This window comes from Nocardia sp. NPDC051321 (genome assembly GCF_044455225.1).
In the GTDB taxonomy this organism is placed as follows: domain Bacteria; phylum Actinomycetota; class Actinomycetes; order Mycobacteriales; family Mycobacteriaceae; genus Nocardia.
The window spans coordinates 421418-445141 of record NZ_JBITEM010000005.1 but is presented as its reverse complement, the minus strand read 5'-3'; the positions used below and the strand labels follow the sequence as shown (position 1 = coordinate 445141).

The window sequence follows — 23724 nt, the reverse complement described above, 5'->3', positions numbered from 1 at the left end:
AAGCTCCGGTGCCCATCGATAAAGCCAACTTACGGAGAACCATGGAATTGCTCGAAGTTGTTGCCAATCTCGTTTCCTCCATCCTGTCGCTGGGTAGCGGCAGCGCGGCCTGATCGGTTGCTGCGGACGAGCGCCCGACCGTAGGGCGCTCAGGTGAGTAGATCGTCGACGAGTACCCGGGTATCCGGCACGAACGGCCAGTCCGGGTCGGCCAGGTGGGCGCGCAGTTCCGCGTCGGTCCACCACCAGCCGTCGGCGATCTCCTCTTTCTGGTGGTGGATCGGTCCGTCGTAGCGCAGTTCGTAGGCGAACAGGTGGCAGCGCATCGGTTTTCCCAGCCACTCGCCATCCCAAGACGCCTTGGCCGCGAGTCGCAGCGCTTCGGGGCCGGTCACCGTGATGCCGAGTTCCTCGGCGAGTTCCCGCACGGCCGTCGCTTCCGGCGCTTCCCCCGGGTCGACCACGCCGCCCGCCAGGCAGTCGTGCATGCCCGCGAACACCATCTTGGTGTCGGTGCGGCGGTGCACGTAGATCCGCGCGCCGTCGCCGGAGCGGACCAGCACACCGGCACTGGCATGCCACATTCCGTCCCGGTAGACCGCGGCCCGATCGGCGGCGCCGACCACCCGACCCGCCGCGTCGTAGACGGCGATGGTCTCGGACTTCTGCTGGGCTCGTTCCGGCTGCGCTGACACCGGTCGAGAGTAACCTTGGGCGCGCACGCCGACTCGAGAGAGGACCGCGCCGATGGTGCTTCCCCGCGCACTGGCGAAATTCAACCGGTATGCCACCAATCCCGTCGCAGGACTGTTCGCGGGCCGCGCGCCCGGCTTCGCCATACTGCGGCACCAGGGCCGAAAGTCCGGGCGCGAGTATCGAACTCCGGTGGCGGTGTTCCATCCCGACGGGGTATACCGCATCGCGCTGACGTACGGTCGCAATGTCGACTGGGTCAAAAACATCAGTGCCGCAGGCGGTTTCGCCTTGCATACTCGTGGCGAGACCATCGAGCTGACCGATCCCGCTGTGCTGCATGATCCGTCGGGGCGGTGGGCACCGGCGGCGGTTCGTCCGTGGCTGAAGGCCTTGTCTGCGGAGTATTACGTCGAAGCGCGGCCTGCGTCCGAGTAGCGGTCGGCGATTTTCCCTGGTTCAACGGGCTGTGCATGGGGCGGGTTTGACAGGTAGGAAAAATCCTACTTATAGTCGGATCATGACGATTACACAGATCAACACCATCACGGCTTTTGTCGCTGACCAGGACAAAGCCAAGGAGTTCTACGCCACGGTGCTCGGCTTCGCCGTCCGCACCGACCGGCTCATGGGCGACAATCGCTGGCTCGAGGTCGCACCGGCCGAGACGGGCACCTCGATCGTGTTGCACAAGCCGTTCCCCGGCACGAGTCCGGGCACGCTGTCCGGCGTGATCCTCGGCAGCGACGACGTGGACGCGGCCGCCGCCCGGTTGCGCGACGCGGGTGCGCAGGTGGACGGGCCGAACGAGCTGCCGTGGGGACGGCAGGCGACATTCGTCGATCCAGACGGCAATTCCTTTGTGCTGCAAGCACATCCGGTTCAGGGGTGACGCCGCGGCTTGCCGCGCACGGCGTGCTCCGCGCGCACGGCGCTCTGGACCTGGTCACCGTGCGTGGCACGTCGGCCGACCGCTACCTCAGGCGACACACTCCGCCTTCGCGGCGGTTGCCGGAGGCCTCGGTATTCTCATCGGTGCCGCGTCGGCCGCGTTCCCGCTGTTCGGCCGGCGCTGACCGTTTCGACCTCTGGAAAGCGACGATGCCGCAGCGAACCAAAGCCAGCACGGTCGACCTCCTGTTCGGCGCGCTGGCCAACCCGACCCGCCGGGACATCCTGGACGGACTGCTCGACGGCGAGCAGACCGTGCAGGCCATCGCCGAGCGCTTCGACATGGCCCGGCCCAGCGTGTCCGAGCATCTGAAGGTGTTGCGCGACTGCGGATTGGTCACCGAGGAGAAGCAGGGGCGGTTCCGCTACTACCGGCTGTCGGCGGATCCCTTGCTCGCACTGCGCAGCTGGCTCAATCCGTACGAGCGGTACTGGCGCGACAGCTTGACCGAGCTCGGCAAGGTACTCGACGAGATGGACGACGGGACGCAACCATGACCGAGGACCTGACGGCGATCGAGGTCGACCAGTTCTACCCGCACCCGCCGGCGAAGGTGTGGCGGGCACTGACCACGCCCGAGCTGATGGGCCAGTGGCTGATGGAGCCGGACGGCTTCGAGCCGGTGCTCGGCTGCCGTTTCAGCATGCGCGCCAAACCCATTCCGGCCGTGAACTTCTCCGGCGAGGTGGCTTGTGAGGTGCTCGACGTGATCGAAGCCGAGCGGTTGCAGATCAGCTGGGCCGATGCCACCGCCGCCGACCCCGCCGACTGGCGGATCACCTGGAGTCTGCACCCGGAAGGGCGCGGCACCCGGGTGTTGTTGCGGCACAGCGGCTTCGATCCAGACGATCCGCTGCAGCAGCTGTCTCGCCGGATGATGGGCGGCGGTTGGCCGACCGTCGCTCGCAACCTCGGTAAGGCGCTCGACGCGATCTGATCGAGGGTGGGCGCGCGAGGGCACGCCCACCCCCTCGGTCATCTCCGGCGGCTCGGTTTGGCTCCGACCTTCGGGGTCGATTGGGCGCGGGTGGGTTTGGCACCGGGCTTGGGGGCCAACTCCGCGCGGGCAGTGGCGGCCCGCTGCGCCTCGGCGGCGGCTTCGGCGTCGAGGCGGTGATAGACGAAGTGTTGTTGGGCCAATGTCCATGCGTTGTTGGTGACGAAGTAGAGCAGGATCGCCACCGGGACCAGGGCACCGCCGACCAGCGCGAACGCGGGGAAGGCCCACAGGGTGAGCGGGCGCATCAGCGGCAGTTGAGCGGTGCTGTCCTGGCGGGCCATCGACGCGCGTGCGGTGAAATGCGTTGCGACGGCGGCGATCAGCATCAGCGGGACGGCAACGACGGCGACCGTTGCCAGCAGGTCGCCCGCACCACCGAGGATGGCCGACAGCGGCGCGCCGAAGAGCTTCGCGTGCAGGAACGACTGGACGTCGGTGGCGCTGAACACGTAATTGGGCGTCGCGGCGTTCTGTTCCGGCGTCATCGGGGTCGGGGTGGCCTGGAAGGGCAGGTGGCTGAGTCCGGCGGTGCGGTCGAACGAGCGAAGCACATGGAACAGGCCGATGAATACGAAACCCTGACCGATCACCGGAATCAGTGTCGCGAAGCTATTGATGCCGTTGTCTTTATACAGTTTCTGTAGTTCGGTCGCCTGCCGCCGACGATCGTTTGTGTATTTTTGTTTCAGCCTGGAAACATCCGGTTGCAATTTTTTGACAATTGCTTGAGTGCGCGCTTGTTTCAGGAAGGGCACAAAAAGGACGGCGCGGAGCGTGAGGACGAGAAAAATTACCGATAGCACCCAGGCGAGACCGCTGGCGGGTCCGAAGGCGGCGGCGAACACGTAGTGCCAGAGCCACAGAATGGCGGACACGGGGTAATAGACGAAGTCGAGCATGGACAGCACCTGACTGTGGGCGTGCGTGCGCGCACGAGAACGGAAGGGTTCGACGACAACGCCGACGACACCCCGCAGCAGGTGCGGGAAGTGGTCGTCAGGCGGTCGGGAACCCTGGTGCTCGTGGGCGCGGGCGCCCGGGGGTGTCCGGATTGCTCTGGCGCAGGAAAGAGCCACGTCGGCGGCGTTGCGCGGACGGTGGCGGGCCGGAACCGACCTGGGGCAGCGGCAACGCGGCGGCGGTGTGCAGCGTGGCCAGCGCGACGAACAGCGACGCCGCGACCATGCCGACCACGGCCACCGAACCGGGCTCGCCCGCCGGGATCGCGAAGAGCAGCAGCGCGGGCAGCACGAATGCGACAACCGCATACGCCATCAGCTGTACCCGCGAGATCATGACCCGAGCATACTGCCCGGCACGTCGACCGGCCCCCGCCATCCCGGACGAACGCCGGACCGAGTCGTGAGATGAGGTCACCACTCGGTTCCGGCGTTCGCCGGCATGGCGGGGGCCGGTCCGGATCGACGTCAGCTCAGAGGCTGATGTCCCAGTCGACGTCGCGGTTCATCATCGACGGCGGCAGCCCGAAGGTGCGCCGACAGGTCCGGGTGAGATGCGAGCTGTCCGCGAACCCGGCCGCGGCCGACGCGGTCGTGACGTCGTCGCCGGCCATCACGCCGTTCATCGCGATGTGCAGCCGCAGCCAGAGGATGTACCGGCGCAACGGAATACCGACCTGTTCGGTGAACAGATGGGTCAGCCGGGTCGCCGAAATCCCCAGTTGCCGGGCCACATCCGAGCCGCGGACCGACCCGCCCTTGACCATGTCGGGCAGCAGTTGCAGCGCCGCGGTCACCACACCGTGCCGATCGTCCTGGCCTGCCGCCGCGTTGTCGCGCAGCAGATCCGCGAGGACATCGGCGACGTGGTCGGCCAGTCGGCCGTGCGCCGGATCGACGCTGAGCGTGTGCACCCAGCCGTGCAGGTGCGCCCGCCGATCGGCGGCCGCACCGGCGACGGTTTCCGGATCCAGGTAGATCGCGATGCCGTGTCTGGCACCGCCGCAAACCCGGTGTGGCGCGTCGGTAGGCACCACGATGTGGGTGCCCTGCTGCCGTACCCCGCTGCCGTCCACGATGGAGATCGGGGTGCAGGCGGCCATCACCTGCACCGCGTGATGGGCGTGTAGTTCGGTCGGTAGGATTTCGCCTTCGAAGGCGAGGATGCCCGGCCGGAGCAGGGCGGTGCCCCGCCACTGTGCCGCGGCGGTGTCTTCGGCGCCCGGTGACGTCGAGAAGTCGTTGCTGACCAGAGCCTTCATCATCGGACGCTCCCGGCTTTCACGAGGAATTCCTCGCTGGATCCTGTGCTGAGACTATCGGGTTCGGCCACCCGGCAGTCGTAGTTTGTCGATCGTTGGGGCCCAAACAATTCCGCCTGCCCGCGACGCGACACCCTCGTCCTCGAGGGCGTTGCGTCGGCGGGTCGAGACGGGCGAACGGCGGGCGAGTAACGGCCCCTCATACCCGCACCGAGATCGCCGCGGACAGGGTCCCGGCGACCTTGTCGAGGAACTCACCGATCAGCGGTCCCGCGGTGGGTGTCGCCGGGAAACGGGTGCGCAGGGCGAGCCCGTCGTCGGTGCGGGTGAACCACAGCTGCACGTCGTCCAGTGGCGCGCTGCGACTGAGCTGGGCCGGATTCCGGGGCACCGTGCGGGTGGTGTCGCTGCGCGAACCGCCCGGTAGGCGCCGGTAGTCGGTGTAGGAGACGCTGAACAGATCCTGCTTTGTTCGGCGCAGATCACTGCCCATCGCGGCCAGCACCCGGTTCGCCGGAACCTGGGCCAGCCGCTGCCCAGATCGCACCGCGTCGTCGGCACCCTGCGCGGTGGCGCAGAAGTCGTGCGCCACCGGCACATGCGCGGGCGCGTTCGACACCAGCCAGCCGAAGGTGTTGTGATGCCGTGCCTCTCGCCGGGTGTGCACCGGGAACACCAGGTCGGTCCCGCTTGGCCCGCCGAGTGCGGCCGCGGCCATCGCGACCGCGGCCAGCAATGCGGCGAACATCGAATGCCCGTCGGCCCGCGACTTGCGATGCAGCGCGTCGGTGGCCATGGCGCCGAGCAGCAGGCGAACGTCGCTGCCGAACGGAGCGACCGACCCCGGCGGCAGGCCGAGGTCGAGCGGGAAGTGCGGCAGATCGTTGCCCGCGGCATGCAGGAAGTCGCGCCATGCGCGGATCAGTGGGCCGGTGGCCGCCGCGGGAATTGCGGCCTCGCGGGTCGCGTAGGTCAGGAAACTGCCAGGCTCGGGCAGCCGGTCGGCGGCCGCGACGGCACCGTCGTTGCCGTCCTCGCAGGCCGCCCGATACAGCTCGTCCAGTTCGGCCACCGCGATGGTGATCGACCAGGCGTCGCACACCGCGTGGTCGAATCCGCAGACCACGGTGGAGGTTTCGGGCCTGCTGATCGCGCCGAGGAAGTACGGCGCGAAGGTGAACGGTGAGCACGCCTGATCGAGCCTGCCGCCGAGGACGGTGCGCAGGTCCTCGGTGGTCGTGATCTCGGTGGCGGGCTGCGGGACGAGTCGGATGTCGGTGTCCACCACCACGTGCACCGACGGCGCCTTGCCATCGGTCGGCGGTTCGAAACTGCAGTGCAGCGCGTCGTGGCGTGGCAACCACACCGAGAAGGCCGTCTGCAGCGCGGATTCGTCGATCGGGCCCGCCACGTCGAAGCTCGCGGCGAGCCAGGTCGTCGGCCCGCTCGAGGACAGGTGGATGGTCTGGTTGGCGGAGGGAGGTGTCGCATCGGGCGTCGGTCCGGGTTCGGCGACCGCGGCCCATTCGAGCAGGGTGCCCGGGGGTGCATTCAGTTGGTCGAGAAAAAGCAACTGCATCATTACCTCGCGAGAGCTGGTGCGGTGACCGCGAAATCACCGGTTTCGGCGATGGCGCGCAACGTGGTGCGGATCTGCTCGAGATAGTCGGCGGCCGACTTGTGCGCGACCGGCGTGTCCGGGTACATCATCGTGACGTGCAGCCGTTCGAGCTCGCGGTTGAACCAGATGGGCGAGGTCTGCCCGATCTTGCTGCGTGAGCCGAGACCGTTGATCTCGGAGACGCCGGGCATCGCGGCCTCCAGTGCCGGACCGGACACCGCGCGCATGTCCAGGTAGGACACCCACGGCCAGTCCGTCGTGACCGGCAGCGGCGCTCCGGTGAGCTCGGCCGCCCGGTCGAGTGCGGCGTGGATCGGGACGTTGGCCAGCGGCTTCGTCCAATCCAGTGCGACACCGGCTCGACCGATCACCTCGGTGAACCGCTGCGCGCCGTCGAGATCGAACGCGATCGGCATCAGGTTGATGAACCAGCCCTGCGCGAGCTGATACTGCGGCTCGCTTCGGGTGCCGACCACATTCATGCCCAGATAGCTTGTCCGGCCGGCGAATGCGAGCTCGGCCAGGGCGACCGCGGCGTACAGCCCCGCGGAGAACGAACCGCCCGCGTTCTTACACGCCGCCGCGAACGCGTCGATTTCGGCCGCGTCGAGCATGTCGACCTTGGTGCCGAAGCTGTCGGCCACCGCACCGGGCGCGAGGCCGAGCTCGATCGGCAGCGGGCGGACCCCGTGCGCTTTCTCAGCAAGCAAGCTTGCCAGCTGCTCCAACTCCGGCGGCCGTGCGGCGGCTGCGGCGCGCTCGGACTTCGCGAACTCGACGTAGCTGCCGACCGGCGGCAACACGGGCTCCTGGCCGGTGCTGAACGCGGTGTAGAGCGCGTGGAATTCGTAGGTGGACGTGAGCACCGACATGCCGTCGGTGAACGCGTGGTCGGCGCTGTAGACGACGGTGAATCCGTCCGCACCGTGATCGATCGCGCAGCAGACGATCGCGGGCCAGCGCGTCGGATCGGCGTTGGCCTTGAACTTCGCGACCAGGGTGTCGCGGAGCTCGCCGCTGTCGGTGAAGGTGGCCAGGGTATGGGTTTCCAGGTCGACCGCCGCCGGGTCGAGCAGGTACCTGGTCAGCGCGAACCCGCCATCGGACTCGTCGATCCGGAACCACGAGCGCAAGGTCTCGTGGCGCTGCAGGAACGCGATATAGGTCCGGCGCAGCGCGTCCGCGTCGAGCGGACGCGCGACCGAGAAGCAGAACGAGAGCTCGGAGGCGAGCGGGTCGTTGGTCTGCCTGCGCGCCGACCAGCGGCGGATGTGCGATTCCTGCAGGTAGGTCGCGGGAATGTCGGAGGGCGCGGTGGTTGCGGTGGCCGCCTGGCTCGCCGCGGTGGTGGTGAACTCGAGTAGCACGCCGGGTTTCGGCTGCCAGTGCTCGGTGAGGGTCATCTCTACCATGACAGCGGCGCTCCTTCGATCGGACGAATTCGGGCATCGCCGTAGCGGGTGAGCTCGGCGAGGAGATCGCGCATCCGCAGCACATGGCGATGGACGTCGCGGGTGGCCTTGGTGGTGCCCGGATAACGCATGTTGAGGGTCACGCCCAAGGGGGTGCGGGCGATCCAGAAGTAGAACTCGTTGGTCGACACGTTGCTGCTGCGCAGGCAGCAGGTGCCGGTCTCGGTCCAGGTCGCCGCGCAGGGTGCGGAGCGAATATCCATGTAGGACACCATGAACGAGATGCTGGGCTGGGTGCCGAGCAGTTCGCACACCCTGGCGAACGGCACCGTCGCCGCGCCGTTGGTGCGGCGCAGTTCCTCGCCCGCCGGGGTGATCAACTCGGCGAGCGTGCGAGCCGTTCCGCAATCGAGCTGGAACGGGGCGAGCCCGACGAACCAGCCGAGTGTCTCGGCCCACTGCGGGTCGGAACGGGTGTGCAGGGGGATCACGGTGCGGAAATCGCGGCCCGCACCGAGCTCCGTGGTGGTCACCGCGAACGCGGCGAGCAACAGGGCGAACAAACCCTGACCGTGCTCGCGGGCTATCCGTGCGGCGGCATCGGCGGCATCGGCGTCCAGCACCTCGACGGACAGGGTGCGTTGGGTCCCTCGACGTGGTGTCTCGGCGGTGTCGATGAGATCGATCGGCGCCGCCGCGACCCTGCTGAGGGTGCCTGCCGGACTGTCGTTGTCGGTGTCTTCCAGGAAGAACGTCCGCCAGGTGTCGACCGCGGGATGGTCGGCGGTGGTCGCCGCGGCGCGGATGCGTTCGTCCTGGCTGAAGTCGACGTAACTGCCGGTGTCGCGCAGCTGTGCGGGTTGACCGGCGCGGGCGGCGTTATAGAGCGCGAGCAGTTCGCCGCTGGTCGAGACGCTGGAGTAGCCGTCCATGATCGAGTGGTCGGCGGCGAAGATGACGGTGACGCCGTTGCGACCGGCGATGGTCACGCAGACGTAGGACGGCCACCGCAGCGGTGACGTTCCGTCGTCGAGTAAGCCGTTGACCAGGCGGTATGTCGCCATAGTCGAGGTCGGCGCGCCCGCGTCGACTGGTTGTACCCGGATCTCACCGGCCGGCAAGGTGTACCTGGCAGGCTGGCCGCCCTCGATGGCGACATGCGAGCGCAGCCCCTCGTGCCGGTCGATCCAGGCGTCCAGGGCGGTACGCCAGGCTTGCGGGTCGAGCGGTCCGTCGATCTGGAATGCGTGCCCGAGCCAGTAGTGGCGCCGGTCCCGTATTCGACTGTGTTCCACCGCATCTCGGAGATGATGCTCGTGGTTATAGGAAACGGCGCGAGTATCTCGCGGCCAGTCGGCCCAGTGCGAAGTGGCGGTCGGGAGCCACTCGATCACACGGCCGCTCGGCAACGGATAATCGGCCAGTTCGATGAATTCCATGACACACCTTCAGCTGCCCATCGGCGTTTCCCGTGCGGGGTACGGGAAATGCCGATCCGAATAGTGACAAGAATTTCGGCCTGCATCCGAGAACTTTGTCCGAACGGTTCCGGGACGTCATCGTCGGACCGGAACGAGACAAACTGTAGAAGAAATTTTCAGTGAATGTGACGGTGAGCCTGATCACCGGTATTTGCCCCGGAATCGCGGACAACGGCGTTGCGGGCGGTGCAATGACCCAGTGCAACGCCGCTGCCAGCGGGGATGTGAAACACTTAGTGTTCAGGTAGCTGATAGATTGCTGGACAATGTGTCTCAATGCACCTGGAATTCATCCCAGGTTTGCATGATCTTTACAGGTCCCGCAGGTGAAGTCGGGCTAAAAGTGACCTGTGACGCACCCGAATCGGACGATTCCGGCCTATCGTGCGCCCGCTGTCTCAGCCGCCAAACGTCGAGGCCGGTGCGAGCGGAACGACCAGGCTGGACGGCCGGGCGGCGTCCTGGTGCGGCTGTTGGGACGAACCGAGCAAACGCGGCAAGTTCGGCATGACCGTCGCCTTTCAGCGTTCAGCCTGGGTGACTCCGATCCGGCGGTGCGCCACGCGGACAGCGCCGGGAACGAGTACCCGTACATGCCGACCTTGCCGTTGGCGCCGGGCAGCTTCGCGGCCCAGTCGACCAGCTGCGAGGCCGTCCTGCTGAGACGCGGGGGTCCGCGCGCAGGTCGACCCGCCGCCGTCGCGCCCGTCGGCGATCCACCTCGAGGTAACCCGCACCGCACCAGCATGTCCTGAGCGCTGATGGCCCGGGTGAAGCATGCAGCGGCGGCGGGCCCGCACCCGGGATGCGATTCTCAACTACCTGAACCTTTGCTGGCTAGGGTCGAACCCGAGTGGTCGGCTCCCCGTCTGTCAGCCGATACCGCGGTGCCTAAAAGTTGTTTTGCCGCAGCCGATTACGGAGCGAACGCGGCGGATTCGAGTCGTCTGGCCAGCCGCGCGGCGGACAGGGTCATCGCGTCGGCGGGGCGATGCGGGTCCAGCCCGGTCAGTTCGTGCACCCGGGAAAGCCGGTAGGTCACCGTATTTCGGTGCACGTTGAGTTGGCGCGCCGTCGCCAGCTGATTGAAACCGCTGTCGACGAACACCTCCAGGGTCTCGGCCAGCATCGGCTGCGCGTCGAGCGGCGCGAGCACCGACGCCAAACCCGGGCGGGCCGCGTCGCTCACCGCGACCGTGTACTCGAACTGCAAATCCTGTCTGCGACAAAGGATGTCGCGCCGATTGAGGCAGCGGCCCAGCTCGGCGAGCACCCGCGCCTCGGCGTACATCGTCGGGATCGCGTCCTTGCTGCGGGCCGCGCCGACGCCCACCCAATAGGGCGGCGGCTCGGCCGGTTCCTGCGCGGGCAGCCGGGAGGTGAGCCCGGACAGCGTGGCCGATCCGTCGTCGCCGGGCTGCAGCGGGATCAGCGCGGTCCAGCCGCCCGCGTCCAGCCGCAGAAACACCCCGGGAATCGCCTCGACCCGGTGCCGCAGCGCCGACGCCGGGCCGCCGCGGGTGCCGCACAGGCGGAACACCGCGACGAGGAAGGCGTCGGCCACCGGGATCACCGGGTCGTTCGCCCACTCCACCGGGTCGCGGCCGGTGAGCAGCGCGTCGGCGATGCCGCGCCTGCGCTCCAGCAGCTCCCAGCGTGGGTCGTGCACCCGCTGGGTGGCCGCGGTGGCGATCCGCGAGACCACCAGCGTGACGTATTGCAGCAGCATGAGCGAGGCGTCGAAGAGCAGCTCGCGCTCGGCCGGGTTGGCCGAGGCGCGCAGCCGCTCCCAGATGAACGCCGCGCCGAACCGGTAGCGCTCCAGCACCTCCGGTAGCGGGGTGCCGTCGCGCAGCCGGTCCATCGCGAGCTCGACGAGTTCCCTGGTGTCCTCCTCCGTCGGCTCCTCGCCGCGGCGCAGGTACTCGAAGAACAGGTCGACATTGAGCTTGGTGCCTCGGGCGAAGTCGGACTCCACCAACGATTGCGGCAGCCGTTGGTACGGCGGCAGCGCGGCGTAGAACGCTTCGAGCATCGACGCGGTCCGCCGATGGAGATCGTCGAACACCCGAGTCCGCGATGGCATCATGCTGGTTCTTCTTCCCGGACTTAGGTCGAGTACAAGGCCTCGATGGTATCTGTGTAGCCGCTGGAGATGGGCTTGCGCTTGAGTTTGCCAGTAGCGGTCAGGTAGTCGCTGCCGTTCTCCCAGACCTCCGGGAGCACGATGTACTTCCTGATCTGCTCGACCCTGGACAGTTTGCTGTTCGCCGCGGCGATGCCCTGCTCGATGACGGTCAGGATCTCCGGGTCCTTCGCCAGCTCCGCGACGGTCTTGCCAGGCAGGTTGTGCCGCTGCGCGTAGGCGGCGGCCAGATCGGGGTCGAGGATCAGCAGCGCGGTGTTGAACGGCCGCTGTTCGCCGATGACGACCACGGTGCCGATCAGCGAGCAGTTGTCGGTGACCGTGTTCTCGATGTTGGCAGGCGACATGTTCTTGCCCGAGGCGTTGATGATGAGCTCTTTTTTGCGGTCGATGATCGACAGGTAGCCGTCGCTGTCGAAGGTGCCGATGTCACCGGAGTGCAGCCAGCCGTCGCTGTCGATGGTCTCCGCGGTCTTGGCCGGGTCGTCCCGGTAGCCGCGCATCACCATCTTGCCGCGGATCAGCACCTCGCCGTCGTCGGCGAGCTTGACCTCGGCGCCGGGCAGCGGGGTGCCGACCGTGCCGATCTTGACCCGCTCCGGCGGGTTGAGCGTGGCACCCGCGGTGCATTCGCTCATGCCGTAGCCCTCGCACAGCGGGATGCCGAGCCCGAGGAAGAACTCGTGCACCTCCGGCGGGATGGCGTTCGAGCCGGTGACCGCGATGCGGACCTTGTCGAGGCCGAGTCCGTCGCGGATCGAGGCGAGCACCAGACGATCCGCGAGCGCGTACTGGAGGCGGTCGACGGCGCCGAGGGTGCGGCCGTCGGAGGTGGCGCGGGCCTTCTTGCGGCCGACATCGATCGCCCAGTTGATCAGGCGGCGCTTGACCGGCGACTCGGTGGCGAAGCGTTCCTCCAGTGCGCCTTTGACTTTCACCCACACCCGGGGCACGCCGAGGAACACGCTCGGGTGCACCTCGGCCAAAGCCGTTGCGACCAGCTTGAAGTCGGCAACGGTGGTGATCTGACAACCCTCGAGCAAGGTCAGGTAGTGCGCGAACCAGCGGTTGGCGGCGTGCGCGTCGGGCAGGTAGGAGATCACCCGGTCGTCCGGGCCGCCACCGCCGAATGTGTCGAGGACTCGGGCGTTTTCGATGAAGTTGGTGTGCGTCAGCTCGACGCCCTTCGGCGGGCCGGTGGTGCCGGAGGTGTAGACGATGGTGAGCAGGTCGTCGGGCTTGACCTGACGCCAGGTGGCGTCGAAATCGAAGGTGCCCGCGGTGGTCCGCTCGACATCGGTGAGCGCGATGGCGCCATCGGGTGCCTCGTCCACGCAGATCACGTGCTCGACGTGCACGCCCTGCTCGGCCGCCTTGGCGACCGCCTCCAGGATCTTCGGGGCGAACTGGCTCTCGCAGATGACGGCCTTGTTGCGCGAGTTGCTGAACTGATAGACCAGCAGGTCGACCGGGTTGGTGTTGTACACCGAGAACGGCGTCGCGCCGGTGTGCAGCACGGCGGTGTCGCAGAGGTGGAACTCGGGGCGGTTGGTCAGCATGATCGCCACCGTGTCGCCCGGTTCGATGCCGAGCGCGGCGAGACCCGTTGCGATGGTCTCGACGCGTTCGCCGTACTCCCGCCAGGTGATCGAGACGGCGCCGCCGAGGGTGCGCAGCGCGACCGAGTCCGGGTATTTCGCGACGTTTGACTGGAACGCCGCACAAAGCGTGTCCGGGCGGGCGGTCGCCGGGACTGTCGATGAAACCAAGAACCTAACCTCTGCTAGCGAAGGGCTGAGGTCATGCCCGGTCAGGGTGGGGACGGGGCTGACCTCATCGTCATCTATCAGCAGAACGCATGAGTGAGTGTGTGCGCTAGCGGCAAACGCGCAGAGTGTGGCGCGCGACATTGTGCATTCGACCAAATTCGGTGTTCCGGTGTCACCGATGTCCCGTCCGGATCGGCCGGGTGCCGTGCCCCGACAGTGCGCTGCGATCCCGCCCCAGCCGCACACTCCCTGACCTCCCGCACACCGACTTGCCGCACAAACACTCGTGCGTATGTCAAAGGCTGTGCGTTTGCGGCGAAGGCGGGCGCGGGTTCAGCCGCATACCGGCCAGGAGCCAGGCTGGTCCAGCGGCAAGGCCGCGGTGGCCATGGTGGCGGCGGTGGTCGGCGCGAAGCAGTTGTTTCCGGTGCTGCCGAGGCGGCCGCCGCCGAAGTCGATGACCGAGCCGGCACCGAGGGTGCTGTTGCTCTTGGTCAGCACGATGTCGCCGCCGAATCGGGATCGTTCGACCTTGCCGGTGAGCCTGGCCAGGTCGCCGACAGCGTGTACGTGCAGGTCGGCCACCACGGCGTCGGCGACGGTGGTGTCGGCGATGTCGAAGCTCATGGTCGCCGTCGCGGGCGCGGGCCCGCTGGGCGAGTAGGCGTAGACGCCGATGCCGTCGGCGCTGCACCGGCTCAGGTGCGCGTTGCGCAGAGTCAGCGCGGTCGTGTTGTCGCGGCCGAAGCTGGCGGAGAACAGGCAGCTGCCAAGATTGCCAGGCACGTACGGATTGAGCACCGCGGCCAGGAAGCTGGAACGAGACGCGGTGAGGCCGTCGATCGTCATGACGTGCCTGGCGCCCTCGGCGCTGAGATCGAGGTTCTCCACGATATCGCCGGGTACGTCGATGAATTCGCTGTTGGTGAGGGTGACTTCGCTGTCCGGGGTGCCGTTGCTGGTGACGAATTCGATGCCATTGGCGGAGAAGTGGCCGCCGCCGTGCCGATAGCTGTTGCGGTCGACGGTGATTCGCATGCGGGCGCGGTCGGCGGCATTGACGAAGATGCCTTCGCTGTCGGCGACGGCGTTGAGCGGGTCGTTCTCCGGAACGGCGATGTTGCGCTGGGTATTGCCGCGCACCGTTGCGGTGAGGGAGGACGTTCCAGTGCTCTGCATGCCAATGGCGAGGACCGAGAGTTTGGCGATGCCCTCGTTGATGTTCTCGGTCAGGTTCTCGGTGATGGTGGCGGTTACCTGTGCGGAGCCCATGCTGCGGACATCGATGCCGTCGCCACATGCGGTGTCGTGCACAGTGTTTCGTTCGATGGTGGGCAAACTCACGTCGGCATCCGAGTCGATCATGATGCCCGCCCAGCCGTTGTTCAGCGCCACCACGTTCGGGGTCGCCGGGAGCGACATACCGAACGGGACGCCGATCATCGGCGGAAACGGCTGCACCACGAAACCGTCGTGGCAGGCGCGGTTGGTGGCGGCGACCGTATTGCCCGCGAGGACCGTCGTGCCGACATTGTGGCCGTAGATGCCGCCGCGCATGGCGCTGGTGACGGTGAGGTCGCGGACCTCCGTGTCCGGGGCAAGGCGGACCGCGTCGCCGTCGTTGGCTGCGGTCGTATTGGCCACGGCCGCAATGCCTCCGGGGACCTGGCGGCCGAGGAGATGCTGCCCCGGCTTGAGGGCGATGCCGCCGTCGAGCGGTGGGGTGCCGACGGGAGCGGCCAGCACGATGATCGTGTCACCGTCGCCGGAGGCTTGCTGAACGGCCTGCAAGGTATTGAAAGGCGTTGCTTCCGTACCGTTTCCACCTGCCGCGGCAGTGGCGCTCAGGTACCAGGTCTGGCCGGGATCGGCGCTCGCGTGCAGCGGAGCCATGCCTGCGGCGAGCGCGCAGCAGAGCACGCTGGCCGCGGCGAACCGCGGTGACGACAGTGTCATGGGGGCCTTCCGGAAAGTTCGCGACGATGCCGCGCACCGCCGTGATCTCCAGCCCACCCCACGATCCGGCCGCATGGTATCGACAGAATGCCGAACCTGCCGCCGATTCTTTGTGTGAACGACAAGTCCCGCATCCCGCCGCACACCTGCTGATTTCTCGCACAGCGAATCGCCGCTCTGACACGCGTGTGGACGTCAGAAGGTATGCGGCTGCATGTCAGGCGACGTCCACGCCCCGCCAGAACGCCACGTAGTCCTTTATCTCGGCCGCCTCGGGTTTCGGGTCCGGGTAGTACCAGGCGGCGTCGGGGTTGGTTTGGCCGTCGACGACGACTGTGTAGTAGCTGGCGGTGCCCTTCCATGGGCAGAACGAGTCGGTCTGCGACGGCTGAAAGAACTCGGTGTGTACGGAATCGGGTGGGAAGTAGTGATTGCCTTCGACGATGATCGTGTCGTCGCTGCTCGCGAGGACACGACCCTGCCAGGTTGCCGTTGCCATCACTCAATTCTGCCGGAGCTACCGAAGTAGTCCCAGTGATTAATGGACCTCGGCGGGTTCCAGGGGGTACGGCGGGTCGCCGATGCCGACGATGCGCAGGTTGCCCCAGGGGTCGCGCTCCTGGAGCCGGCCCGCGGTGGGGAAGCGGCCGGGGAGGGTGAGGAAAACCTCGGCGCGACCCGGGTCGGGCAGGTCGGTCCCGCTGATTCGGCCGTACCAGTGGTAGCTGCCGTCGATGGGGTCGGCGTGCCCGCTGAGCGCGACGGTCACCGAGAGCAGTGAGCCGGGGGAGTCGAGGGTGGCCGGGCCCGAATACTCGTGTGCCGGTTCACGATCGGCCGCCACGGTGAGATCGTAGTGGCCCGGATCGGGATGCCGCATGGTGCGCCAGTAAGAGACGCTGGAGCCGGGCCACGCGGCGCGGTTGACGCCGTGCTCGTCCAGGTACCAGCTGTTGCAGCCGCCCGCGTTCCATACGGTGCCCGCCAGTTTCTGCTGGGTGCGACGATTGAACTCGTGCTGGGTGGCCGCGCGCACCTCCATCCGGGTGCTGGAGGTCTTGCGCAGCAGTTCGACGCATTGGCGGATGTAGCGGGCCTGCGCCTCGATCATGAAGACGATCGACTGGTGTCCGCCACCGGAATTCGGGCCGACGATGAGGAACATATTGGGGAACCCGTGCACGGCGACGCCGAGGAAACCTTCCACGCCGTCGCGCCAAGCCTGTTGCAGGGCAAGGCCGTTGGCGCCGACGATATGCTGGCCGGCGAACCGGTCGGAGATCTTGAAGCCGGTGCCGTAGACGATCGCGTCGAACGAAGTCTCGGCACCGTCGACGGTGGCGATGCCGGACTCGGTGAGGCTCGCGATGGGCGTGGTCGCCAGCTCTACATTGTCGCGCTGCAACGCGGGATAGAAGTTGTTGGACACCAGGATCCGCTTACAACCGAGCCGGTAGTCGGGGGTGAGCCGATCGCGCAGCTCCGGGTCGCGCACCTGGCGGCGCAGGTGGCCGCGGGCGACCGTCTCCACCCGGCGCATCAGCTCGGGGTTCATGAACGCGGGGATCATCGCCTCGTAGCCCCAGTAGACCGCCCAGCGGTAAAGCCGTTGCGCGCCGGGCAGATACCGGAACATTCCGTGCTCCACCGAAGTCAGCGGGCGGTCCGGTTTCGGCACGATCCAGTGCGGGGTGCGCTGGAAAACCGTCACCTGCGCGGCCTCTTTGGCGATCTGCGGCACGAATTGCACCGCGCTGGCGCCAGTTCCGATGACCGCGATTCGTTTGCCACGGACATCGAAGTCGTGGTCCCACTGCGCCGAGTGGAAACTCGTGCCGCGGAACGTGTCCCGGCCAGGAAATTCCGGCACGGCGGGTTCGTGCAGCGGGCCGGGTGCCATTACGACCAGACGCGGACGATACTGCCGCCCGTCCGCGAGGCCGACATTCCAGCGATCCGCCGCGTCGTCGAAGTCGAGAGTGACGACCTCGGAATGCAACCGGATGTGCCTGCGCAGGTCGTACTTGTCGACGGTGCGACGCAGATAGTCCAGAATCTCCGGCTGGCGGGCGAACATTCGCGTCCACCGCTTGTTCGGCTCGAACGAGTATGAATACATCAGCGACATCACATCGCAACCTGCGCCGGGATAGGTGTTCTCCCGCCAGGTGCCGCCGATCTCGTCGGCCTTCTCCAGCACCACGAAATCGTCGATGCCCGCCTTGCGCAACTCGATGGCCATGCCGAGCCCGCCGAAACCGGCACCGACAATGACGATTTCGGGATTCTCGGTCATGCGAGCAGCCCCCGTCGCCGCCAGATCCACTCGCCGACCGGGCCGATGAGCCCCTGCTTCTGCAGGAACACACCGAGATTCGCGGCACCGATACCGAGCGCCTTCTTGGCGTCCGGGTTGTTGGTAGCGATCCGTCGTGCGGCGCGCCCGTCCAACCCGGCGCGGTCGTACATGTGCCGATTGGTCAGCAGATAGACGAACAACGGTGCGGCGACCGCGACACACAGCCTGGTGTAGGCGAGTTCGGCACGCGACATGGTCGGCACCATCCTGGCCAGCGCGTCCCGCGCGAAACCGATGTGGCGCGCCTCCTCGGTGACGTGGATGCGCATCGCGCGAGAAACCAAGGGCTGCAACTCCGGATCGTCCAGGGTGCGCCGCTGGATCGCGTCGAAGATCTCCTCGCCGACCAGCGCGCCGACCCAGGTCATGGAGCCGCGCAAGAAGATCGGCAGCACGCCGATGGCCAGCCTGCCCGCGCGCCGCGGCCAGTACGGACGGGCCTCGATGCGGTCGATCAGCTTGCCGAACATCATCATGTGCCTGCACTCGTCACCCATTTCGACGAGCGTGTAGTGCGAATGGCGGGTGGTCGGGTCGTCGGCGAGCAACTCGCGCAACAACAGTCGATTGAGCAGGTTCTCGAACCAGATGCCGACCGACAGCACGTTCGCCAGTTCTTGCCGGGACAGTTCGCGCTGTTGCTGCGGCGTCATCGACTCCCACAACTCGGTCCCGTACAGCGAAACGACCGCAGCCGGAAGGAAGAGTTTGTCAGGATCGAGCGGCGCGTCCCAATCCATATCGACCACCGGGTCGTAGGACTTCTTGACCGATCCGGTCAATAGGCGCTGCGCGAAGGACTCTTGCGGGATCAGTGCGGCTTCGTTGCCCATGACTGCTCTCCAACATTGTCGAGTAACCGATACAAGCTGTTACATATAGATTAGTGAGACGAACTGTCGCAGTCAACCGTCGTGCGGGTATCGTGATTCTGTGACCACGACCAGCGGAAACCCCGAGCCTCCCGTCGCCGACGGTCGCGCCACCCGCTGGAACGGGCACAAGGCCCAGCGCCGCGCCGACGTGATCGACGCCGCCATCACCGTCATCGAGGAGCACGGCGTCGAGGTGTCGGTGCAGCAGATCGCCGACCGGCTCGCGCTGCCGCGCCCGGTCGTCTACCGGCATTTCGAAGGCCGCACCGACCTGGACGAGCAGATCCGCCGCCAGATCCTGGAATCGCTACTGGCGCAGATCATGCCGAAACTCGACCCGGAGGGCACGGTGCGCGACGCCGTCGGTGGCGCCGTCGGCACCTACGTCCGCTGGGTCGAACGCCACCCGAATCTGCACCGCTTCATCGGCGGCGCCGCGCCGCAGGGTGATTCGTCGCTGGCCGGCGCCCGCGATCGCATCGGCGGTCGGCTGGCCGACCTGTTCGCGATCTGGCTGTCCAGCTTCGGCGTCGACCCGGGCCGGGCGCGCCCGATGGCGTTCGGCATCATCGGCTTCGTCGATGGTGTGGTGAACAGCTGGCGTGCCGACCCCGCCACCACCCTCTGCTCGGATCAGGTCGAGGGCATTCTCACCGAGTCGGTGCTGGCGCTTTTCGAGGGCAACGCGCGCAGTCTCGGCGTTCCGCTGGAACGGGACGTGGTCGTCGGCGACCTGCTGGCCAGGCCGGAATCGTTGCGCGTGCGGTAGTTCGGTCAGCCCTCGCGCGCCGGTCGATGCAATTCGACTGCCAGGGCAATCAATTCGGCGAGGTAATCGCCGTCGGTGCGGGCCAGACGTAGCGCCTCCGGTAGCGGGACGGCGCGGACCTCCAGGATTTGCTCGGCGTCGTCGGGATTGGTCGGCGCGGCATCGAGCACGACATCGGCGGCACACCACAGCCAGGCCTTGTGCGGATGCGGCTGCCAATCCCGAAAGGGCGCAGCCAGATTGCTGGTGGCGTAGTGCGCGCCGAGCCAGCGGACCGGGCCGGTAGGGTAGGCGCCTGCTTCTTCGCGGAGCTCGCGGCGCAGGCACTCGTCGATGGACTCGTCTCGCTCGCGGGTGCCGCCGGGAAGTAGCCAGATATCGCGATCGTCGCGGCACAGCACGATATCGTCGCCGACGAAGCAGACGACATGGATGTTGGTGACCAGTTCGTCGGGTGGTGCTTCGGTGGAGAACTGGACGTCCATATCACCCCACGCCCAGTGGGTCGGGGTGTGCAACAACGGATAACGGTCGGCCATGGTCACCTCATGAAACTAGCGGCAGGCGACGATACATACGAGGGGGATTGTGTTGACTACGCTCATGCCGGTGTCCGAACCTGTGCCCTTGACGAGGCTGCTCGACGACGCGGGGTTACTGTCGCTCGAGCACCGGCTACACGTCGAGGAATTGCTCGGTTCGCACCGGTGGCAGGCCGACATGGAGGCGGGGCGGCTCGAATTCGTCGGCGATGAGCAGACATTCGTGTGCGAGGACTTTCACCTGCTCGGCACCGTCGACGCCGAGTCATGGCTATGGGCGTGGGCGAATCCGTGGGGCTTCCCCAAGCCGCTGATCTCGGTGGCCCGGATGGTGCGTGAGTTCGGCTTTCGCTACGGCGTCGCCGAATTGTGCGCCGCGGAAATGCCGGTCAGGCTCGGGCGGGCGGCGCCGGAGCCGCACCAGGTGGCGGAGCTGCTCGCCGACGCCGCGAAAGTGATTTCCGGGCATTGGAGTTCGTACTGCGGCGTCACCGACGGCACCTGTGTGGCGTTTCTCGTCGAGCATCCGGCGTTCGAACTGCCGTTGCCGAGCGCGTCCGTTATCGCGCGCGTACTCGCCCATGGCATAAACGCATTACCGCTGGTCGACCATCGGCGAGCTACCCAAAGTTACCTGAGCAGGCGGGGCCTGGTCACCGGTTTCGTCGACGACAAGCACGCGCTCGAATTCAGCGGTTCCGGCTTGGCGGGGACCATCGAATTCGATGACGAAGGGGTGGTCTCGAACCTCGACGTCGGGGTGGTCGTGGACCGTATCGAGTTGCCGTCGGAGACGAAAGCCCAGTCGGCCAACTCGTTTTGAGCTCTCCAGTCAGCCTTTTCCGGCCAGCGCCTGGTAACTGAGATGCCAGGCCCATTCGACCGGCCCACGCTCGAAGCGGCGTAACCAGAAGTGGGCCCCGGTCACGATGATCAGCGAAACCAGCAGATAGATCCCGACGGTGAAGGGGACACGCGCGTCGGGGGAGACGCGGGCCGCGAGCCCGAAACCCCAGCCGTAGCACAGGATCGACGCCACCAGGTTCTGCAGGATGTAGCAACTGAGCGCGGCCCGCCCGACCTCGGTGAGGCGGCGGCCGAGGAAACCGACCTGCGGCCTGCGCAGGTAGCAGTGCGCGACCAGGGCCAAAATGCCCAGTGAGACAACGGGAGCGGTGCCGTACCGGGTCAGCACGAAGTAAGCACCGTTGCCCGCGATACCGGCGATCAGGTCGATCGGCGCCGCGACACCGAAGCCGATGATCATCAGCCACTTGCGAATCCGCGCACCCGCGGGCCGGAAGACCCCGGCCTGGAACAGCCTGGCGCCCAGCAGGAACAACGCCACCGACATGGCGAACACGAACACCGTCTCCGAGCGGAACTCGCCCACATTCTGTAAGCGGAACACCACCAGGTCCCAGAATGACCCGTCCGCATAAGGATTCGGATCCAGCGGTTTGTGCGGCGCCGGCGTATGCGGGTCGAACACCATGGCCAGCCCGATCAGGGTGAGCATCGCGAGGTGGATCCCCGCCGCGAGGATCAGCCAGCGACGTTGCGCGCGTTCGCTTGTCGCGAGGACGAACGCGACGACCAGTCCGGTGATCGCGTACCCCATCAGCACGTCGAACTCCGCGACGAACACGAAGTTCAGCAGCCCGTCCAGCAGCAAGAGCCCGGCCCGGATCGGATACTTGCCCGGCCAGCGTCGGCCGCCGCGCTGCGCCGAGGCCTGCTGGATGGCAAGCCCGATGCCGAACATGATGGTGAGCAGCCCGAGGAACTTGCCCTGCGCCAGCTGCTGCAACACCCGCTCGGCCCACAGCCAGCCGGTCGCGGGGTACTTGATCTCGGCGATATAGCCGACCAGCCCCTCGCGGTTGGTCATGATCCAGATATTGGTGCCGAGCGTGCCGAGGATCGCGATACCGCGCAGCACATCCAGCGCGACCAATCGCGAAGGTCCGGCCGTGGCCGTGGCGTCCGCCGCGCGATGCCGCGCCGCGGTGCCGATTTGCGGATCGGCGAGAGATTCGGTCATGCCCCGACTATCACGCCGACCAGCTGTCCGACGGGTCCTCCGGAAGTACCACCGGCAGTATGAGATCGACCTCGACCGGGGTCTATCGCGTCGCCACTCGGCCCGGTGGCGGGCAGCGGACGGACTTCCGCCTGCGCTGCCCGTTAGGCTCGACCCTATGCAGCGCATCATCGGAATCGAGGTCGAGTACGGCATTTCGACCCCAACCGAGCCGTCGGCCAACCCGATCCTCACCTCAACCCAGGCCGTGCTCGCCTACGCCGCGGCCGAGGGTGTGCCGCGGGCGAAGCGCACCCGCTGGGATTACGAGGTGGAGTCGCCGCTGCGCGACGCGCGCGGCTTCGACCTGAGCCGGATGAACGGCCCAGCGCCCGTGATCGACGCCGACGAGGTCGGCGCGGCCAACATGATCCTCACCAACGGCGCCCGGTTGTATGTCGATCACGCCCACCCCGAATACTCCGCGCCGGAGGTGACCGATCCACTGGACGCGGTCATTTGGGACAAAGCGGGCGAGCGGGTGATGGAGGCCGCCGCGCGGCACGCGTCGAGCGTGCCCGGCGCCCCGCGCCTGCAGCTGTACAAGAACAACGTCGACGGCAAGGGCGCCTCCTACGGCACCCACGAGAACTACCTGATGAGCCGCGACACCCCGTTCAACCAGATCATCCTCGGGCTCACCCCGTTCTTCGTGTCGCGCCAGGTGATCACCGGCTCCGGCCGGGTCGGGATCGGGCAGTCCGGCGACCACGCCGGCTTCCAGCTGTCCCAGCGCGCCGACTACATCGAGGTCGAGGTCGGCCTGGAGACCACGCTCAAGCGCGGCATCATCAACACTCGCGACGAGCCGCACGCCGACGCGGACAAATACCGCAGGCTGCACGTCATCATCGGCGACGCCAACCTGGCCGAAATGTCCACCTACCTCAAGGTCGGCACCACCGCGCTGGTGCTCGACCTGATCGAGGCAGGCGAGGACCTGTCCGAATTCCAGCTGGCCCGCCCGGTCACCGCCGTGCACACCATCAGCCACGACCCGACGCTGCGCGCCACCGTCGCGCTCACCGACGGCCGCGAGCTGACCGGCCTTGCGCTGCAACGGATGTACCTGGACCGGGTGATCAAGTTCGTGGATCGCACCGGCAACGACGACAAGCGCGTGCACGACATCATCGAGAACTGGGCCATGGTGCTCGATCTGCTCGAGCGCGACCCGATGGAGTGCGCGAGCCTGCTCGACTGGCCCGCCAAGCTGCGCCTGCTCGAGGGCATGCGCCAGCGCGAGGGACTCGGCTGGGCCGCGCCGAAGCTGCACCTGATGGATCTGCAGTACTCCGACGTGCGCCTGGACAAGGGCCTCTACAACCGGCTGGTGGCCCGTGGCTCGATGAAACGGCTCGTCACCGAGCAGCAGGTGCTCGACGCGATGACCAACCCGCCCACCGACACTCGCGCCTACTTCCGCGGCGAATGCCTGCGCCGCTTCGGCGCCGACATCGCGGCGGCGAGCTGGGATTCGGTGATCTTCGACCTCGGCGGCGATTCGCTGGTCCGCATCCCAACCCTGGAACCGCGCCGCGGCACAAAGGCGCACGTAGGCAAGCTGCTGGACGGCGTGACCTCCGCCGCCGATCTTGTGGAACAGCTCACAACCTAGCGACGTCCGTCACAGACCCGACCACCAGGCGCGAGGCTTTCGAGCGCCGTTCGTGGCCCGGCTCGCGTCCGAGTGGCCGCAGCGCATGCGACGAAGTCGCTAGTCGCGGCCGCTCGGACGCGAGCCACAAAGGGGCCACGAACACGCAGCGCCGCAGGCGCTGCAGATACCAACACAGTCCACATCAGAGGGGAATACGACATCGTGTCGGTTCGGCTGGGTAGTGT

23 protein-coding genes are annotated in these 23724 nt (G+C 67.1%); 7 read left to right on the top strand and 16 right to left on the bottom strand.

Annotated features, from left to right (window positions below; translation table 11 throughout):
• Window positions 1-149: 149 nt before the first annotated feature.
• On the bottom strand, window positions 150-695 hold the full coding sequence (locus tag ACIA8C_RS14315) for an NUDIX domain-containing protein (RefSeq protein ID WP_397134551.1): 546 nt from the start codon (window positions 693-695) through the stop codon (window positions 150-152).
• A gap of 52 nt (window positions 696-747) precedes the next feature.
• Between ACIA8C_RS14315 and ACIA8C_RS14310 the strand changes: the two genes are divergently transcribed.
• The 4 genes from ACIA8C_RS14310 to ACIA8C_RS14295 all read left to right on the top strand — a co-directional run bounded on the left by ACIA8C_RS14310 (window position 748) and on the right by ACIA8C_RS14295 (window position 2582).
• Window positions 748-1131 (top strand): nitroreductase family deazaflavin-dependent oxidoreductase, encoded by a 384-nt coding sequence (locus ACIA8C_RS14310; protein ID WP_397134549.1) that lies wholly within the window; start codon window positions 748-750, stop codon window positions 1129-1131.
• Between the two features lie 82 nt (window positions 1132-1213).
• Window positions 1214-1585, top strand: a complete 372-nt coding sequence (locus tag ACIA8C_RS14305) for a VOC family protein (RefSeq protein ID WP_397134547.1) — start codon at window positions 1214-1216, stop codon at window positions 1583-1585.
• Between the two features lie 209 nt (window positions 1586-1794).
• A complete protein-coding gene (locus tag ACIA8C_RS14300) occupies window positions 1795-2142 on the top strand; it encodes an ArsR/SmtB family transcription factor (RefSeq protein ID WP_397134545.1) in 348 nt (115 codons plus the stop codon).
• Entirely contained in the window at window positions 2139-2582 is a 444-nt protein-coding gene (locus ACIA8C_RS14295; protein WP_397134543.1) for an SRPBCC domain-containing protein, read from the top strand. Before ACIA8C_RS14300 ends, ACIA8C_RS14295 begins: the two co-directional genes overlap by 4 nt.
• A gap of 38 nt (window positions 2583-2620) precedes the next feature.
• Here ACIA8C_RS14295 and yidC read toward each other — a convergent pair whose 3' ends face one another.
• The 13 genes from yidC to ACIA8C_RS14230 form a co-directional block, all read right to left on the bottom strand.
• The gene (gene yidC, locus ACIA8C_RS14290; RefSeq protein ID WP_397134541.1) at window positions 2621-3544 is read right to left on the bottom strand and encodes a membrane protein insertase YidC; all 924 of its coding nucleotides are present in this window, start codon (window positions 3542-3544) and stop codon (window positions 2621-2623) included.
• 97 nt (window positions 3545-3641) lie between these two features.
• Window positions 3642-3941 carry a DUF6412 domain-containing protein gene (locus ACIA8C_RS14285; protein WP_397134539.1) on the bottom strand — a complete coding sequence of 100 codons (300 nt, stop codon included), beginning with the start codon at window positions 3939-3941 and terminating at the stop codon, window positions 3642-3644.
• 136 nt (window positions 3942-4077) lie between these two features.
• Complete coding sequence (locus ACIA8C_RS14280; protein ID WP_397134537.1) at window positions 4078-4869, bottom strand: helix-turn-helix transcriptional regulator; 792 nt, start codon at window positions 4867-4869, stop codon at window positions 4078-4080.
• Between the two features lie 196 nt (window positions 4870-5065).
• Entirely contained in the window at window positions 5066-6445 is a 1380-nt protein-coding gene (locus ACIA8C_RS14275; RefSeq protein ID WP_397134535.1) for a condensation domain-containing protein, read from the bottom strand.
• A 2-nt stretch (window positions 6446-6447) separates the two neighbouring features.
• Window positions 6448-7899 carry a condensation domain-containing protein gene (locus ACIA8C_RS14270; RefSeq protein WP_397134533.1) on the bottom strand — a complete coding sequence of 484 codons (1452 nt, stop codon included), beginning with the start codon at window positions 7897-7899 and terminating at the stop codon, window positions 6448-6450.
• Window positions 7893-9338, bottom strand: a complete 1446-nt coding sequence (locus ACIA8C_RS14265) for a condensation domain-containing protein (RefSeq protein WP_397134531.1) — start codon at window positions 9336-9338, stop codon at window positions 7893-7895. The genes ACIA8C_RS14270 and ACIA8C_RS14265 overlap by 7 nt, the downstream gene beginning before the upstream one ends.
• A gap of 421 nt (window positions 9339-9759) precedes the next feature.
• Window positions 9760-10128, bottom strand: a complete 369-nt coding sequence (locus ACIA8C_RS14260) for a CocE/NonD family hydrolase (protein ID WP_397134529.1) — start codon at window positions 10126-10128, stop codon at window positions 9760-9762.
• 168 nt (window positions 10129-10296) lie between these two features.
• Window positions 10297-11469 carry a PucR family transcriptional regulator gene (locus ACIA8C_RS14255; protein ID WP_397134527.1) on the bottom strand — a complete coding sequence of 391 codons (1173 nt, stop codon included), beginning with the start codon at window positions 11467-11469 and terminating at the stop codon, window positions 10297-10299.
• 20 nt (window positions 11470-11489) lie between these two features.
• The gene (locus tag ACIA8C_RS14250; protein ID WP_397134525.1) at window positions 11490-13295 is read right to left on the bottom strand and encodes an AMP-dependent synthetase/ligase; all 1806 of its coding nucleotides are present in this window, start codon (window positions 13293-13295) and stop codon (window positions 11490-11492) included.
• A 333-nt stretch (window positions 13296-13628) separates the two neighbouring features.
• Window positions 13629-15251 carry a hypothetical protein gene (locus ACIA8C_RS14245; RefSeq protein ID WP_397134523.1) on the bottom strand — a complete coding sequence of 541 codons (1623 nt, stop codon included), beginning with the start codon at window positions 15249-15251 and terminating at the stop codon, window positions 13629-13631.
• A gap of 217 nt (window positions 15252-15468) precedes the next feature.
• Window positions 15469-15750, bottom strand: coding sequence for a DUF427 domain-containing protein (locus ACIA8C_RS14240; protein WP_379290415.1), 282 nt, complete (start codon window positions 15748-15750; stop codon window positions 15469-15471).
• A 39-nt stretch (window positions 15751-15789) separates the two neighbouring features.
• A complete protein-coding gene (locus tag ACIA8C_RS14235; protein WP_397134520.1) occupies window positions 15790-17547 on the bottom strand; it encodes a DUF4873 domain-containing protein in 1758 nt (585 codons plus the stop codon).
• Window positions 17544-18443 carry a diiron oxygenase gene (locus ACIA8C_RS14230; RefSeq protein ID WP_397134518.1) on the bottom strand — a complete coding sequence of 300 codons (900 nt, stop codon included), beginning with the start codon at window positions 18441-18443 and terminating at the stop codon, window positions 17544-17546. The genes ACIA8C_RS14235 and ACIA8C_RS14230 overlap by 4 nt, the downstream gene beginning before the upstream one ends.
• 100 nt (window positions 18444-18543) lie before the next feature.
• Between ACIA8C_RS14230 and ACIA8C_RS14225 the strand changes: the two genes are divergently transcribed.
• Window positions 18544-19254, top strand: coding sequence for a TetR/AcrR family transcriptional regulator (locus tag ACIA8C_RS14225; RefSeq protein ID WP_397134516.1), 711 nt, complete (start codon window positions 18544-18546; stop codon window positions 19252-19254).
• A 5-nt stretch (window positions 19255-19259) separates the two neighbouring features.
• On the opposite strand, the gene ACIA8C_RS14220 is transcribed toward ACIA8C_RS14225, so the two are convergent.
• On the bottom strand, window positions 19260-19793 hold the full coding sequence (locus tag ACIA8C_RS14220) for an NUDIX hydrolase (protein WP_397134771.1): 534 nt from the start codon (window positions 19791-19793) through the stop codon (window positions 19260-19262).
• A 70-nt stretch (window positions 19794-19863) separates the two neighbouring features.
• Between ACIA8C_RS14220 and ACIA8C_RS14215 the strand changes: the two genes are divergently transcribed.
• Window positions 19864-20619 carry a DUF6882 domain-containing protein gene (locus tag ACIA8C_RS14215; protein WP_397134514.1) on the top strand — a complete coding sequence of 252 codons (756 nt, stop codon included), beginning with the start codon at window positions 19864-19866 and terminating at the stop codon, window positions 20617-20619.
• A gap of 9 nt (window positions 20620-20628) precedes the next feature.
• Here the strand turns inward: ACIA8C_RS14215 and ACIA8C_RS14210 are convergent, their stop codons facing one another.
• Window positions 20629-21840: a DUF418 domain-containing protein gene (locus tag ACIA8C_RS14210; protein ID WP_397134512.1), complete on the bottom strand. Its 1212-nt coding sequence runs from the start codon at window positions 21838-21840 to the stop codon at window positions 20629-20631.
• A 157-nt stretch (window positions 21841-21997) separates the two neighbouring features.
• Here ACIA8C_RS14210 and dop point away from each other — a divergent pair, with 157 nt between their 5' ends.
• A complete protein-coding gene (gene dop / locus ACIA8C_RS14205; RefSeq protein WP_397134510.1) occupies window positions 21998-23497 on the top strand; it encodes a depupylase/deamidase Dop in 1500 nt (499 codons plus the stop codon).
• Window positions 23498-23724 lie beyond the last annotated feature (227 nt).

What these genes read in the sequence shown, in the direction of transcription:
- ACIA8C_RS14310 (WP_397134549.1), top strand. Translation starts at nt 748, where the DNA reads ATGGTGCTTCCCCGCGCACTGGCGAAATTCAACCGGTATGCCACCAAT.
- ACIA8C_RS14305 (WP_397134547.1), top strand. Translation starts at nt 1,214, where the DNA reads ATGACGATTACACAGATCAACACCATCACGGCTTTTGTCGCTGACCAG.
- ACIA8C_RS14300 (WP_397134545.1), top strand. Translation starts at nt 1,795, where the DNA reads ATGCCGCAGCGAACCAAAGCCAGCACGGTCGACCTCCTGTTCGGCGCG.
- ACIA8C_RS14295 (WP_397134543.1), top strand. Translation starts at nt 2,139, where the DNA reads ATGACCGAGGACCTGACGGCGATCGAGGTCGACCAGTTCTACCCGCAC.
- yidC (WP_397134541.1), bottom strand. Translation starts at nt 3,544, where the DNA reads ATGCTCGACTTCGTCTATTACCCCGTGTCCGCCATTCTGTGGCTCTGG.
- ACIA8C_RS14285 (WP_397134539.1), bottom strand. Translation starts at nt 3,941, where the DNA reads ATGATCTCGCGGGTACAGCTGATGGCGTATGCGGTTGTCGCATTCGTG.
- ACIA8C_RS14280 (WP_397134537.1), bottom strand. Translation starts at nt 4,869, where the DNA reads ATGATGAAGGCTCTGGTCAGCAACGACTTCTCGACGTCACCGGGCGCC.
- ACIA8C_RS14275 (WP_397134535.1), bottom strand. Translation starts at nt 6,445, where the DNA reads ATGCAGTTGCTTTTTCTCGACCAACTGAATGCACCCCCGGGCACCCTG.
- ACIA8C_RS14270 (WP_397134533.1), bottom strand. Translation starts at nt 7,899, where the DNA reads ATGGTAGAGATGACCCTCACCGAGCACTGGCAGCCGAAACCCGGCGTG.
- ACIA8C_RS14265 (WP_397134531.1), bottom strand. Translation starts at nt 9,338, where the DNA reads ATGGAATTCATCGAACTGGCCGATTATCCGTTGCCGAGCGGCCGTGTG.
- ACIA8C_RS14260 (WP_397134529.1), bottom strand. Translation starts at nt 10,128, where the DNA reads ATGCTGGTGCGGTGCGGGTTACCTCGAGGTGGATCGCCGACGGGCGCG.
- ACIA8C_RS14255 (WP_397134527.1), bottom strand. Translation starts at nt 11,469, where the DNA reads ATGATGCCATCGCGGACTCGGGTGTTCGACGATCTCCATCGGCGGACC.
- ACIA8C_RS14245 (WP_397134523.1), bottom strand. Translation starts at nt 15,251, where the DNA reads ATGACACTGTCGTCACCGCGGTTCGCCGCGGCCAGCGTGCTCTGCTGC.
- ACIA8C_RS14240 (WP_379290415.1), bottom strand. Translation starts at nt 15,750, where the DNA reads ATGGCAACGGCAACCTGGCAGGGTCGTGTCCTCGCGAGCAGCGACGAC.
- ACIA8C_RS14235 (WP_397134520.1), bottom strand. Translation starts at nt 17,547, where the DNA reads ATGACCGAGAATCCCGAAATCGTCATTGTCGGTGCCGGTTTCGGCGGG.
- ACIA8C_RS14230 (WP_397134518.1), bottom strand. Translation starts at nt 18,443, where the DNA reads ATGGGCAACGAAGCCGCACTGATCCCGCAAGAGTCCTTCGCGCAGCGC.
- ACIA8C_RS14220 (WP_397134771.1), bottom strand. Translation starts at nt 19,793, where the DNA reads ATGGCCGACCGTTATCCGTTGTTGCACACCCCGACCCACTGGGCGTGG.
- ACIA8C_RS14210 (WP_397134512.1), bottom strand. Translation starts at nt 21,840, where the DNA reads ATGACCGAATCTCTCGCCGATCCGCAAATCGGCACCGCGGCGCGGCAT.
- dop (WP_397134510.1), top strand. Translation starts at nt 21,998, where the DNA reads ATGCAGCGCATCATCGGAATCGAGGTCGAGTACGGCATTTCGACCCCA.